Below are 12,664 nucleotides of genomic sequence, written 5' to 3'. Positions count from 1 at the left end.
ACAAGCTTCGCAGCGACGATTGTTACGTTGATTTCGGCAAGGCAAACGGACTTTCAGAGTGATTTCTGATTGGTAACTTTGGGCTCAAAGCTGCCCTTTACAACCGCAAGAACAAGCTGAAGCGACCTTAGCGATTACTCTCCATAAAAAAAAACCCGCCAACATCTCTGCCGACGGGCCCTAAGTCGCTTATTCGTCAGATCACATCCGCGACGCGACGTTTTCCCAGTTCACCAGATTGTCGAGGAAGTTCGACAGGTAAGCCGGGCGCTTGTTGCGGAAGTCGATGTAGTAGGAGTGCTCCCACACGTCGCAGCCCAACAGAGCAGTCTGGCCAAAGCACAATGGGTTCACGCCGTTTTCGGTCTTGGTCACGGCCAGCGAGCCGTCTGCGTTCTTGACCAGCCACGCCCAGCCCGAGCCGAACTGACCGGCACCAGCAGCGCTGAACTGCGATTTGAATTCGTCAACCGAGCCGAAGCTTTCGGTCAGAGCCCTTTCCAGCTCACCGGGCATGGCGTTGCCGCCGGGGCCCATCATTTCCCAGAACTGGTTGTGGTTCCACAGCTGGCTGATGTTGTTGAATATACCGTTCTGCGCGACGGCGTTGGCGTCATAGGTGCCGGTGATGATCTCTTCCAGCGACTTGCCGTCCCACTCGGTGCCGGCGATCAGCTTGTTGCCGTTGTCGACATAGGCCTTGTGGTGCAGGTCGTGGTGATATTCCAGTGTTTCCGCGGACATACCCTTGGCTGCCAGCGCGTCATGTGCATAAGGAAGATCAGGAAGTTCAAAAGCCATCTCGGCCCCCTGTAAATATAAGTTGCGGTTCCCAAGCGTTAAATGCTTTGGCAAGGGCCGCAGGTCAAGGGCAGAGACAAGAAAACCCGGAGGCAGGCGATGCTGACCCAAGCGCGCAAGATGTTTTACCGCGCCCGCGGATACTATGCAGGCCGCCTAAACGGCGAACCGTTTCGCCTTGATCCCTATCATTCGAAATTCTGGCGCAAAGCCTCCTCTGGCGCGTGGGAGCCTGAGACATTTGCCATCCTCGACAGGTATCTAGCCCCGGATCAGGATTATCTGGATATCGGCGCTTGGATCGGGCCCACCGTCCTTTATGGCGCGCGCCGGGCGCGGCATGTCTGGTGTTTTGAGCCCGACCCAACGGCCTTTCGTCATCTGGCCTGGAACCTGGACCTGAACGATATTCATAACGTCTCGGCCTTTGGAGTTGCCCTATCGGACCAGTTTGGCGTTGCCCGGATGGCCTCGGTCCGGGGGGAGCCTGGGGATTCCACAAGCTCGTTGCTGCACGATGCGGCGCATGGAACCGATGCCCTGACCATCGCATGGGCGCAGTTCGAGGCTGCGAATGACCTGTCGGCGGTGACGCTGGTCAAAATGGACATCGAAGGGGCCGAGTACTTTGTGCTTCCGACGCTGCTGGAGTGGTTGGAACGCACCCGACCGGCGCTGTATCTTTCCCTTCACGCGCCCCTGCTGGCAGAGGGTGACAGAGCTCAGAAGACAAAGACCCTGTTGGAATGTCTGGGTTTTTACTCGGAATGCTGTGATGAAACTGGCAAAGCGCTGGACATTCAACAGCTTCTCGACCCCGGCGCGTTGGACCGGTTTAGAACGATCCTGCTGAACAACTGATCCGCGACATATTGCACCCCATTAAGGGGAAACGATCCTTGCACTTTCTGCTTTGGGTTGCTCAGATGTATCTACGGAATAGAAGTTGGAAAAACAAAAATGAAAGTCCTTTTTGCCGCGATCCTCACGGTCGCAGCTTCGGTGCCGGCATTCGCTGCGCAGCCCAAAAATTATCATTGCACCATGACCAGACAGGACAGCCACGGCTGGATCGCCGAAGAGTACAAGTTCCGCATTGACGCCGACCAGAACACGGCAGAAGCCGCAAGCAGTTTTCAGGACTGGACAAATGCGAAGCTAAAGGTCCGATCCGGCGATCGCTATCGGATTTCATGGAAGGTCACCCTGCCTGCAAGCGACGGGGCAAATCTTCGGATGAACTATCAGGCCAATCTGGACGCGTCGGAGGACACGGTTAGGGTGCGGGCCAGTTTTGCGCATGTGAGCGCCGCGAACAAACCCTTTGGCACCGGCACCTGCAAAATCGAAAAGTAAGCCAGAAGACCACTGAGTTTCAGAGGTCTTCCACTTAAGATCGGATCAGTAAACTCCAACCTCGCTGCCCGGTTGGGCGGCGACCTTCAGCAACTTGAACACGTAATCCGCAGCCGAGCGAAAACAGACGACGCGGAACGTGTCGGGATCATCCATCCAGAAAGCCCCGGCCACCTGCGCCAGACGCGAGCGGCGGACCTGGCCTGGCTGGAACGCTTCTGTGGACAGATCGACGGGCGCGAGCTTGCCCAGCACTTCGCGCGCGTTTGCGCCTGAGACGCGGAACACCGCCCGCGCGTCCGAGACATTGACAGCCAGCGCGTGGATACCGCTGAGCGCGTTGGTCATCGTGGCCAGTTTCGCTTCGACCTCGGCATAAGGTACCAGCACCAGCAACTCATCGGGTGACATCCAGGCGACGCCGGTGTCCTCTTTGATCAGAACCTCTCGCTGGCCCGGGATCTTTTGCCCGGTGGCGTCCTTGACGGCCTTGGCCAGCACCTTGTCGGACAGATCTCCGCGCAGGGTGATCATGCCTTGCAGGCCGCATTCCTCGACCTTGGCAATGCCGTCATAGCTGGCATGGTTCAATGCGCTGATGGGTTCAGACATTCTGCTTCTCCCCGTCTTTGTCATAGAAGATCGGGTCCACGATCCTGGCTTTGTAGATTGTGTCATCCGTGCCCGGGAACTCGACAATCTCTCCCATCCGGTCAGGCCCATGCTTGATCAGCCCCATGGCGATGCCTTTGCCCAGATTGGCCGAGTAGTATGTCGAGGTCACACGCCCGATCATGTTGCGCTGACCGTTGGCATTGACGCCCTCGCCCACCGCATAGGCGCCGTCCGGCAGAACCGATCCATCCACAGTCTCAAGCCCGACCAATCTCCACCGCTCAGGGTCTGCCATGTGGCTGCGCGAATGGGCGCGTTTGCCAAGGTAGTCCTCTTTCTTTTTCGACAGCGCCCAATGCAGCCCCAGATCCTGCGGGATCACGGTGCCGTCGGTCTCGTCGCCGATCATGATAAAGCCCTTTTCGGCCCGCAGGATGTGCAGACATTCGGTGCCGTATGGCATCACGCCGAGTTCTTTACCCGCCTCCATCAAAGCATCCCAAAAGGCCTGTCCCTGCGAGGCAGGCACGGCGATCTCATAAGACAGCTCGCCCGAGAACGAGATGCGATATGCTCGGCAGTCGAAGTCACCGATCTTGCCGTCACGCCATTCCATGAAAGGCAGCGCATCTTTGCTGACATCCATGCCGCCCAGCTTCTCCAGCACTTTGCGGGCGTTCGGACCGACCACAGCGACCTGCGCGTATTGCTCGGTCACGTTGGCGACATAGACTTTCCAGTCCCACCATTCGGTTTGCAGCCATTCTTCCATGTGACCATAGATCGTCTCGGCCCCACCGGTGGTGGTGTGGCACAGCCATGTGTCGTCGTCGATGCGGGCCACAACGCCGTCGTCGATCAGAAAGCCATTCTCGGAACACATCAGCCCATAGCGGCATTTGCCGACCTTCAGCGTGGACATCATGTTGGTGTACAGCATGTCCAGAAACTTGCCCGCATCGGGGCCCTTGACGATCAGCTTGCCCAGGGTCGAAGCATCCAGCAGGCCGAGGTTTTCGCGGGTGTTTTTCACCTCACGATTGACCGCATCATGCACGGTTTCGCCGGGACGGACATAAGCATAGGTCCGGCGCCAGTGACCGACGGGTTCCCACTCGGCTCCGTTCTTGTCATGCCAGTCATGCATCGGTGTCTGACGGATCGGCTGGAATACTTCGCCGCGCGCCTCGCCCCCGATCGCACCCATCGAGATGGGGGTATAGGGCGGGCGGAAGGTGGTTGTACCGACCTTCGGAATCTCAGATTCCAGCGCATCAGCAAGGATCGCCAATCCGTTGATATTGCTCAATTTACCCTGATCTGTTGCCATGCCCAAAGTGGTATAGCGTTTGGTGTGTTCGACGCTTTCATAGCCTTCACGCACGGCCAGTTGGACGTCGGAAACTTTTACGTCATTCTGGAAATCCAGCCAGGATTTCATGCGCAATCCGATCTCGGCATTCGAGGGCATCAGCCAGACCGCGGCCATGGCGGCTTCGTCCGTGCTCTCGCCGACCGGAGCTTTGGTTGCCTTGGGCTTGGACCCTGCCGCCTTGGCTGCCGCCTGACCCGCCGCATGCGCATCGGCCAGAACCGCGCCCAGCACCAGCGGGCCGTTCGACGACCCCGCGGCCAGAACGAAACCTGCGCCATCCGCGCCCAAAGGCGGACGTTCGGGATCGGGACGGAAATGCGCCTGCGCCTCATCCCAGATCAGCTTGCCGCCGCAATGGGACCACATGTGAACAACCGGAGACCACCCGCCGGACATTGCAACTGCGTCCGCTTCGACCTCTTCGCGTGCGCCGCCGATGCCGTCCTGATTGCAGATGGCAACTTTCTTGACCCGCTTGCCGCCCTTGACCTTGGCGATCGCTTTTCCGGGATCAACCCGGATGCCAAGGTCACGCGCTTGCTGGGCCAAGGGCCCTGCCGCGGCGCGCGCGTCCACAACCCGCAGGACATCAACACCGGCCTGTTTCAGAATTATCGCGGTACGATAGGCGTCGTCGTTATTGGTGGCCACGATCACACGCTCACCCGGGGTCACACCCCAGTTCACGACATAGTCGCGCATGGCCGAGGCCAACATTACACCGGGAACATCGTTACCCGCAAAGGACAAGGGACGTTCAATCGCGCCGGTGGCTGTCACTACCTGCTTTGCCCGGATCCGCCACAAGCGATGACGTGGCCCCTGCGCACCCGGGTTATGGTCTGTCAGACGCTCGTACCCCAGCACATAGCCGTGGTCGTAGACGCCCGCACCCATGCAGCGATTGCGCAGGGTGACATTGTCCATTGTTTCCAGTTCGGAAACCAATTGTTCCACGAACTTATCCACAGGCTGCCCGTCAACCGTGCCGCCGTCAACCGGGGCGCGGCCGCCCCAATGCGCGGTCTGCTCGATCAACAGAACCTTCGCGCCGGATTGCGCCGCCGCTTTGGCAGCTTGCAGGCCCGCCACACCGCCGCCGATCACCAGCACATCCGTGAAGGCATAGAAATGTTCGTAGGTGTCCGCATCCCGCGTGTCCTTGTCGGGGGCTTTGCCCAGACCCGCGGACTGCCGGATGAACGGCTCGTATACGTGCTTCCAGAACGGTTTGGGATGGATGAACATCTTGTAATAGAACCCGGCGGGCAAGAAGCGCGAAAGATGGGTGTTGACCGCACCCACGTCAAACTCAAGGTTCGGCCAGTGGTTCTGCGATACCGATGTCAATCCATCGAACAGTTCGGTCGTGGTGGCGCGCTGGTTCGGTTCGAACCGATTGTCCTCACCCAGACCAACCAGCGCGTTTGGCTCTTCGGCCCCGCTGGCGACAACACCGCGCGGGCGGTGATATTTGAACGACCGCCCCACCATCATCTGGTCGTTGGCCAGAAGAGCCGAGGCCAGCGTGTCGCCCTCATACCCCTGCATCACGGTGCCGTTGAACGTGAAGTTAACCTGTTTCGACCGGTCGATCAGGCGGCCTTGTTTTGCGAGGCGGGTGCTCATGGTGCGGACCTTTCGCATGTGGAGGCGTCAGAGCCTCCGGCGGGAGTATTTTCGAAAAGATGAAGCATCAGGAGAACTCTCTCCAGCTCCAACCCGGGCGCTTGGCAGTGATGGCATCCTTGATGTCTTGGGGCGGCTCGGTCGTTTGGGCCGCGTAGGTTCCAAAAACCTCAAGCGTCCGCGTGCAGCGCGCGGCGTGGAACCACTTGCCACAGCCATTGGCATGGCGCCAGCGTTCGAAATGCACATCTTTGGGATTTTCGCGCGTGAACAGGTAGTCGTGGAACTCATCATCAGACGAGCCCGGACCGAAGCGTTTCAGATGCGCCTCACCGCCTGCAGCGAGTTCGGTTTCTTCGGCATCAACGCCGCAATAGGGGCAATTCAGGATCAGCATGTGGTCATCCTTTTGTCGCCAGGCTGATCGGAGAGACCAGACTAGAATTAGCTACATCAACGTGAACAACTGTTTTGTTTTTCTTGAGGTTACGTGGAAGTCGACACCCTGCGTTCGTCTTGTCCGAAGTTATCCCCAAAGATTTACAGATTGCGTTGAGTCCCATAGCTAGCTTAGCATTGGGGTAAATGGAGAACACACAGCCTTGAAGTACCGTATGAACAATTACTGGACACATCTGGCTTTTGAGCTTGAAAGCATTCACAAACAGACTGTGGAAGCCTCCAAAATTGCAGACGGCGATGAAAGCGGATGGCAAAAACTTCGAGATGTTCGAAAGTCTTTCGAAAACTGTCTTGAGCGCATCCGTTCTGCTGAAGCTTCGGCTAAAGAGAAGTTCCGAAAATCTCACGAATCTCGTTCTGGACTTCGGTCCTTGCAAGGTGAAGTCGAGGACGAGTTCTTCCGAAATGGAGAAGAAGCGAACGACTGGTTTAGACATCAATGAGCCACCCCAGCAGCGACGCTTTCGTCGATGAAGCGGCCTTCTTTGAAACGGTCCAGCGTAAAGGCTTCGGTCAGTGGCGAATGGCCCGTGGCCATCAGTTGCGCCATGCCCCAGCCCGAGCCCGGGATGGCCTTGAATCCCCCCGTGCCCCAGCCGCCGTTAATAAAACAGCCTTGCAGCGGTGTTTTTGACAGGATCGGTGACCGGTCGCCGGTCATATCCACGATCCCGCCCCATTGGCGCAGCATTTTCAGGCGCGAGATCATCGGGAAGGTTTCGACCAGCGCCCGCACTGTTTCCTCGATATGGTGGAAGGAACCGCGCTGGGTGTAGTTGTTGAACCCGTCGGTGCCGCCACCAATCACCATCTCGCCCTTGTCCGATTGGGACATATAGCCGTGCACGGTATTGGCCATCACGACCACATCCATGCAGGGCTTGATCGGTTCGGACACCAGCGCCTGAAGGGCCACGGCCTCAAGCGGTAGACGGAAACCCGCCATTTCGGCCAGTTGCCCTGAATGCCCTGCGACCACGATGCCCAGCTTGTCGCAATCAATCGCGCCCTTGGTGGTGTCGACACCTACAACGCGACCCTGATCCCGGCGCACGCCTGTGACTTCGCATTGCTGGATGATATCCATTCCCATGGCCGAGCACGCCCGCGCATAGCCCCAGGCCACCGCATCGTGGCGTGCGGTACCACCGCGTTCCTGCCAGAGACCGCCCAGAACCGGATAGCGCGGGCCGTCCAGATTGATGATCGGCACCAGCTCTTTCACGCGCTCGGGCGTGATCCACTCGGTTTTCACGCCCTGCAACGCGTTGGCATGCGCCGTGCGCTGATAGCCGCGAATTTCGTGTTGTGTTTGCGCCAGCATGATCACGCCGCGCGGGCTGAACATGATGTTATAGTTCAGATCCTGGCTTAGATCCTCATAAAGGCTGCGCGCCTTTTCATAGAGCGCCGCCGAGGGATCCTGCAGGTAATTCGACCGGATGATGGTCGTGTTCCGACCGGTGTTGCCACCGCCCAACCAGCCCTTTTCGATCACAGCCACATTCTGGATGCCGTAGTTCTTGCCCAGGTAGTAAGCCGTCGCCAAACCATGACCCCCCGCACCGACGATGATCACGTCATAGCGTTTCTTGGGCTCGGGCGAGCGCCAGGCGCGTTCCCATCCGGTGTGATAGCGCAGCGCTTCGCGCGCGACAGCAAAGGCTGAATAGTGTTTCATGTACGAATCCATCCGGTTCGGTGATTGGACACAGATATGCCGTGCTAGCGCTGTTTCCCTACGCCATGCAACGGCACAATATCGCAATATTGCGACATGCAACTGTTTCGCGGCCATTTGTCCCTTTTTTAAACGGCCAGAGAGGGCTAAGTCGAGGCTGCAATACTGGAGTGACCATGACGTTCTGGGTTCTCATTTCTCTGACCGCTGCGCTGATTGCCGGGCTGCTTGGGTTAACCATGCTGCGGGGGCGTCGCGCGGATGAACCGACCGCGGCCTATGACCTGCGTGTCTATCGCGAGCAATTGGCGGGCGTGGACCGCGATCTGGCCCGCGGTGTGATCGGCGCCGAGGATGCCGAGCGGGTACGCAACGAAATCTCCCGGCGCATTCTAGCGGCGGATGCAAAGATGCGCGCCGAAGAGCAGAACGAAGGCCCCGGACGGGCGGTCTCTACCGTCTCGATAGCGTTGGTCGGCGCTGTTCTGATTGGTGGCGCATTGTTGATCTATCGGCAAATGGGCGCTGTTGGATATCCCGATATGCCTCTGGCGCAGCGCATCGCGTTTGCCCAGGAACTTCGCGAAAACCGGCTTGACCAGGCCGAGGCAGAGGGTCAGTCACCCGGGTTTGAGAAACCTGTCCTGGATGAAAGCTATGCGGCGCTGTTGCAGCGCCTGCGGGACACCGTCGCGCAACGGCCTGACGATCTGCAGGGGCACATCCTGCTGGCACAACACGAGACGAATGCCGGAAACTTCAAGGAAGGTTACGAAGCTCAGGTTCGCGTGATCGCCCTGTCCGGCGATCAGGTAACAGGCGAGGCTTATGCGGATCTGGCCGAGATGATGATTCTGGCGGCGGGCGGCTATGTCTCTCGCGAGGCGGAAGATGCGTTGACACAAGCGCTAAATCGCACGCCCGATCTGGGTCCGGCGCGGTATTACTGGGGGCAGTTGCTGGCGCAGACCGGGCGACCGGATCAGGCTTATGTGGTCTGGGCGCAGGCCTTGCAGGATGCGCCCGCTAACGCGCCCTGGGCAGATGCGATCCGCTTTCAGATCGAAGAAATGGCCTTTCGGGCCGGTGTCTTTAACCCACCGGACTTTACAGCCAGCCCCGCTGCCCCCGGACCGTCTGACGAGCAGGTTCAGGCGGCAGCCGAGATGACGCCGGAAGAACGGCAGGAAATGATCGTCGGCATGGTTGAAAACCTGTCGGACCGGCTGGCGACGGACGGGGGCTCAGCCGAAGAATGGGCCCGGCTGATCGCCGCACTTGGTGTTTTGGGCCAGACCGACCGCGCAGAGGCCATTCACGATGAGGCATTGGCGACATTTGCCCAGGACGACGCGGCCTTGCAGATGATTGCCGCCGCCGCACGTCAGGCGGGTATTACGCAATGATCCACGACGACTTTCAGGACTATGCCGCCGCCCTGCCCGCAATGACCGCGCTGATGGGGCTGGACCTTGGCGAAAAAACAATCGGTGTCGCCGTATCGGACCGGATGCGCACCGTTGCCAGCCCGCTTGAGACGGTGCGGCGCAAGAAATTCACCCTGGATTCCGCCCGGTTGATTGACATTGTGAAAGACCGTGAGATCGGCGGCATTTTGTTGGGCCTGCCCAAGAACATGGACGGCACAGAAGGCCCGCGATGCCAATCCACCCGTGCATTTGCCAGAAATCTAAGCCGTTTGACCGATCTTCCCATCGGTTTCTGGGACGAACGGCTCAGCACGGTTGCGGCAGAAAAAGCACTGCTCGAGGCGGATACGACACGAAAACGTCGCGGACAGGTTATCGATCACGTCGCAGCTGGCTATATCTTGCAAGGGGCGCTCGACAGGATGCGCTTTTTGTAACGGATCGGAAAACGCTGATGACAAACATGGTTTGGAAACGGAACGAGGTCGAAAGCCCTTGCATCCAGATCTGTGTCGTACACCCGACCGAACGCATCTGCACTGGCTGCTATCGCACAATGGACGAAATTGCTCGTTGGTCGAAAATGGACAGCTCTGAACGTGCGGAAATCATGAAGGCCCTGCCCGACCGCAAACCGCAACTGGCCAAACGCCGCGGTGGACGTGCCGGGCGGCTGAACAAGGCCTGAAGCCATTTCATGTCCAGTTGGGGGCCTGCGCCGTTGCGGGCCGGTATGAACTCCGAGGGGGATGAGTTCAGGTATCGAGCGTGAGTGAGCGACAACCCACAACGGCGCGTTTCCGTCAGAAATGTTCCCAAGCGGCAGCCCGGGGAACCTAGCGCTCTTAGTCTTTTACTGATCGGTCAATCAAGAAAAAGTTGTGCCTCTCGCAGGGTGACCTTGCGTCATTTGTCTGCACAAAACCGGTGCTTTTCCTAGCCCGCTGCCAACCAGATTTTTGCGTCTTCATAGGCATCGGATGGGAAATATTGGGTGCGTGTGCCAAGTACATGTCCAGCGATCCGTTGCGCCAAATGCTGCCAGGTCTTGTCGCCAACAATGGCGGCCCGGTCCAACTGTCCAATATGACCGGCGGCCAGACGGACATGGGCCGTCAATGCCGTCAAACCTTGCCAACCATCGAATTCGCTCAGGTCGATTAGCAGGCGAAAGCCGTCCCGGTTGTGCAGCAAACTGTCCAGGTCGGTCTGCGCCTGCCGATATTCGTCGGGTTCCAGTTTGCCCAGCAGGCTGATCTGAACACAAGGACCGCCCAAATCCGTCACGTGGATCGCACCCAGCGATTCCCGTATCCAGCGCCGCGCCGTTTCAATCTCATCCATTCCGAATACCTGAACCGGGCACGGCAAAATGGGTGCAACCAACCGGACGCTGGTCTGAACCCAGCCCTCATCAGCGACAACGCCAATACGGTCGAAACCGCGCCAGTGCCCCAGTCCCAGCTTGGTGTCGGCCCAGGCCGCGCTCAGGTCGTAGCCTTTGAACTCGGGCGTCATGATGACCAGCAAGCGAACCGCATCATGGTCCGCAAGGGCGGTTTCAATCGCAGGAACCAATGAGGTCGCGTAATCCGCGGCCGTAATCTCGCCCGACAATTCTGCTTCGATCAAAGAGCCATCTGAATTTGTCTGGATCGTAATCATGAAAGAAATCCTCCAAAGCCGAATAATGGCAATACGTTAGGGGGATTCTATCCATTCGGCTACACCGCCCGTCAGTTCCGGGCGGAAATAGGCGATCATTCGACCGTCCGGACCGGCCGCCGCGCTTTCGCCCCAGGGCGCCACGCCATGCAGACAGTGCCGATGCAAGATATAAGCCTCGCCCGGTCGCGCCGGAACTTCGATGCGTTTGCAGCTGTCAAAAACGGCCCGACGCGTGGCCTGATAAATCTCGGTCACGTCGGCCTGTGCCATGTCCTCGGGCGACACACCACCCAGCGCCTCGCTAAATGCTGCGGCCATGAGTTTGTGGCTGCCTTCCCACAACACCAGCGGCGCGGCGTCGGCGCTGGCCTCGTTCAGCGGGATCCCGAGGATCCAGGCATGCGGTTCCTCGACCCGCCTACGGCGTTCCGGGCCGCTGGGCCGCAACCCGTCAATATGCGCCGCATCGCGTTTGGCGCGATACCTTGCGGCGGCGTCATTCTCGCCCTGTTTGGGACGGGGGTAGCCGGGGTAGATGACCGAAATCTGCCCCTTGTGCAGTGACAACGCCCCATAATGCTGGGTCAGAAAATCCAGGGCGCGGCCCGCCAGAGGGGCCGATCCCCCGACCCGTCCTTGCGCATCATTATCCAGCGCATCGACCCCGACGAACCAGGTCCCCTCGCAATCATGCCATTGCGCGTGCGCGGGATCATCAATGGACGCCCGTGCCAGCGGCAGAGCCTTTGCCACCCATTGCTGAACCGCTGGGTCGACAGAGAACTTGGCCCAGCCTTTTTTCCAAAACTCCGCTACCACCCCAGCGCCTTTCGCAGCATGTTCAGCGCAACCAGCGTCAAAAACACCGCAAACACACGTTTGAGCGGCTTCGGGTCCATCGCATGTGCCAGTTTCACGCCCCAGGGCGCCGTGATCATGGTCATCGCCACCACGATGCCGAAGGCCACCAGATTGACCGCGCCGATAGTCAGCGGCGGGCGATGCTCCGCTGCGATCGGCAAAAACAGAAAGCCCAGAACCGAGGGCACCGCGATTATCACACCAAACCCAGCGGCTGTGGCCACCGCGCGGTGGATCGGCGTATTGAAAAGGCTCATCAGCGGCACGCCGAAGCTGCCGCCTCCGATCCCCATGAGGACCGACAAAAAGCCGACGCCCGGCGACAGGGTCGCGCGGCGCAGGCCTTTGGGCATCGCATCACCCAACCGCCACTCGGAGCGTCCCAAGCCCAGATAGAGACCGATGACAATGCCCAAGACACCGAACAAGGCTTGCAACGCCTCAGTCCGCAGCGCTGACGCAACCAACACCCCGGCCACCGCGCCCAGCGCGATACCCGGCCCCCAACCGCGCAGGATATCCCAATCCACGGCACCTTTCTTGTTATGGCTCAGCACGGACCGGATCGACGTCACGATGATCGTCGCCAATGAGGTCGCCAGACACAGCTGCATCAACTGCGGGCCGCCATATCCAAGGGTTTGGAACGCATAGAAGAAGGCGGGCACCAGCACGATGCCTCCGCCCACGCCCAGCAATCCGGCCAGCACACCAGCCAGCGCACCGATCACCAGCAAAAGACCCGTCATCTGGGCCAGCAACATCGTTTCGGGCATCTTTCCCCCT

General features: G+C 59.2%; 14 protein-coding genes. 6 read left to right on the top strand and 8 right to left on the bottom strand.

Going from position 1 to position 12,664, the window contains the following annotated elements; genetic code table 11:
- Positions 1-201 precede the first annotated feature (201 nt).
- On the bottom strand, positions 202-801 hold the full coding sequence (locus ACR0AG_RS04635; protein ID WP_480836836.1) for a superoxide dismutase: 600 nt from the start codon (positions 799-801) through the stop codon (positions 202-204).
- A 99-nt stretch (positions 802-900) separates the two neighbouring features.
- On the opposite strand from ACR0AG_RS04635, the gene ACR0AG_RS04630 reads away from it, so the two are divergent.
- Both ACR0AG_RS04630 and ACR0AG_RS04625 read left to right on the top strand, forming a co-directional pair.
- On the top strand, positions 901-1,662 hold the full coding sequence (locus tag ACR0AG_RS04630) for an FkbM family methyltransferase (protein WP_480836834.1): 762 nt from the start codon (positions 901-903) through the stop codon (positions 1,660-1,662).
- Positions 1,663-1,761: 99 nt separating this feature from the next.
- Entirely contained in the window at positions 1,762-2,157 is a 396-nt protein-coding gene (locus ACR0AG_RS04625) for a hypothetical protein (protein WP_480836832.1), read from the top strand.
- Positions 2,158-2,202: 45 nt separating this feature from the next.
- On the opposite strand, the gene ACR0AG_RS04620 is transcribed toward ACR0AG_RS04625, so the two are convergent.
- The 3 genes from ACR0AG_RS04620 to ACR0AG_RS04610 all read right to left on the bottom strand — a co-directional run bounded on the left by ACR0AG_RS04620 (position 2,203) and on the right by ACR0AG_RS04610 (position 6,173).
- Positions 2,203-2,769, bottom strand: coding sequence for a sarcosine oxidase subunit gamma (locus ACR0AG_RS04620; RefSeq protein ID WP_480836830.1), 567 nt, complete (start codon positions 2,767-2,769; stop codon positions 2,203-2,205).
- Positions 2,762-5,776 (bottom strand): sarcosine oxidase subunit alpha family protein, encoded by a 3,015-nt coding sequence (locus ACR0AG_RS04615; RefSeq protein WP_480836828.1) that lies wholly within the window; start codon positions 5,774-5,776, stop codon positions 2,762-2,764. The genes ACR0AG_RS04620 and ACR0AG_RS04615 overlap by 8 nt, the downstream gene beginning before the upstream one ends.
- Before the next feature lie 67 nt (positions 5,777-5,843).
- A complete protein-coding gene (locus ACR0AG_RS04610) occupies positions 5,844-6,173 on the bottom strand; it encodes a sarcosine oxidase subunit delta (RefSeq protein ID WP_480836826.1) in 330 nt (109 codons plus the stop codon).
- 217 nt (positions 6,174-6,390) lie between these two features.
- Between ACR0AG_RS04610 and ACR0AG_RS04605 the strand changes: the two genes are divergently transcribed.
- Positions 6,391-6,681, top strand: a complete 291-nt coding sequence (locus tag ACR0AG_RS04605; RefSeq protein ID WP_480836824.1) for a hypothetical protein — start codon at positions 6,391-6,393, stop codon at positions 6,679-6,681.
- On the opposite strand, the gene ACR0AG_RS04600 is transcribed toward ACR0AG_RS04605, so the two are convergent.
- Positions 6,675-7,919, bottom strand: coding sequence for a sarcosine oxidase subunit beta family protein (locus ACR0AG_RS04600; RefSeq protein WP_480836822.1), 1,245 nt, complete (start codon positions 7,917-7,919; stop codon positions 6,675-6,677). The genes ACR0AG_RS04605 and ACR0AG_RS04600 overlap by 7 nt on opposite strands.
- 176 nt (positions 7,920-8,095) lie before the next feature.
- Here ACR0AG_RS04600 and ccmI point away from each other — a divergent pair, with 176 nt between their 5' ends.
- From ccmI to ACR0AG_RS04585, 3 genes are read left to right on the top strand one after another with little or no spacing between them, the layout of a single operon-like run.
- Positions 8,096-9,325, top strand: coding sequence for a c-type cytochrome biogenesis protein CcmI (gene ccmI, locus ACR0AG_RS04595; RefSeq protein ID WP_480836820.1), 1,230 nt, complete (start codon positions 8,096-8,098; stop codon positions 9,323-9,325).
- Positions 9,322-9,786, top strand: coding sequence for a Holliday junction resolvase RuvX (gene ruvX, locus ACR0AG_RS04590; RefSeq protein ID WP_480836818.1), 465 nt, complete (start codon positions 9,322-9,324; stop codon positions 9,784-9,786). The genes ccmI and ruvX overlap by 4 nt, the downstream gene beginning before the upstream one ends.
- 17 nt (positions 9,787-9,803) lie before the next feature.
- Positions 9,804-10,037, top strand: a complete 234-nt coding sequence (locus ACR0AG_RS04585) for a DUF1289 domain-containing protein (RefSeq protein WP_480836816.1) — start codon at positions 9,804-9,806, stop codon at positions 10,035-10,037.
- Between the two features lie 248 nt (positions 10,038-10,285).
- On the opposite strand, the gene ACR0AG_RS04580 is transcribed toward ACR0AG_RS04585, so the two are convergent.
- The 3 genes from ACR0AG_RS04580 to ACR0AG_RS04570 are packed head-to-tail and all read right to left on the bottom strand — an operon-like array spanning position 10,286 to position 12,654.
- Positions 10,286-11,014 carry a SpoIIAA family protein gene (locus ACR0AG_RS04580; RefSeq protein WP_480836814.1) on the bottom strand — a complete coding sequence of 243 codons (729 nt, stop codon included), beginning with the start codon at positions 11,012-11,014 and terminating at the stop codon, positions 10,286-10,288.
- Between the two features lie 36 nt (positions 11,015-11,050).
- On the bottom strand, positions 11,051-11,836 hold the full coding sequence (locus tag ACR0AG_RS04575; RefSeq protein ID WP_480836812.1) for a hypothetical protein: 786 nt from the start codon (positions 11,834-11,836) through the stop codon (positions 11,051-11,053).
- Positions 11,830-12,654, bottom strand: a complete 825-nt coding sequence (locus ACR0AG_RS04570) for a sulfite exporter TauE/SafE family protein (RefSeq protein WP_480836810.1) — start codon at positions 12,652-12,654, stop codon at positions 11,830-11,832. The genes ACR0AG_RS04575 and ACR0AG_RS04570 overlap by 7 nt, the downstream gene beginning before the upstream one ends.
- Positions 12,655-12,664 lie beyond the last annotated feature (10 nt).

The organism is Ruegeria sp. H6, assembly GCF_056532975.1.
The sequence above is the reverse complement of the archived record's forward strand: the minus strand, read 5'-3'. Positions and strand labels throughout refer to the sequence as shown.